The sequence below is a fragment of the Pseudovibrio sp. POLY-S9 genome, from assembly GCF_001431305.1.
In the GTDB taxonomy this organism is placed as follows: domain Bacteria; phylum Pseudomonadota; class Alphaproteobacteria; order Rhizobiales; family Stappiaceae; genus Pseudovibrio.
The window spans coordinates 1-351 of sequence record NZ_LCWX01000118.1 but is presented as its reverse complement, the minus strand read 5'-3'; the positions used below and the strand labels follow the sequence as shown (position 1 = coordinate 351).

The 351-nt window shown below is 55.0% G+C and carries 1 protein-coding gene; it reads left to right on the top strand.

The genetic code is table 11. The annotated features are described in order from the left end of the window. Window positions 1-112: 112 nt before the first annotated feature. The coding region (gene tssD / locus PPL9_RS09130; RefSeq protein ID WP_152986648.1) for a type VI secretion system tube protein TssD at window positions 113-351 on the top strand (239 nt) is incomplete at its 3' end.

Sequence of the window (351 nt, the reverse complement as noted above, 5' to 3'; positions counted from 1 at the left end):
ACGCTGTCGCAGACTGGGGTCTGGGGCTGTGGCCCATTCTCATCAAATGGGGTTCATTTATTTGTTTTGCTGCGTCTATCCGCACACGGAGGGCGCTCACCAGGAGCATACTATGCCAACACCCGCTTATATCACCATTGAAGGGTCAACTCAGGGTCCAATCACTCAGGGCGCGTTTACGGAAGATTCCGTCGGTAACGTGTGGCAGGAAGGCCATGAAGACGAGATCATGGTGCAGGCCATTGATCACACCGTCATCATTCCTCGTGATATCCAGTCCGGCCAGCCAGCTGGTCAGCGCGTGCACACTCCGTTCAAGTTCACCTGCTCCATGAACAAGTCCATCCCGCT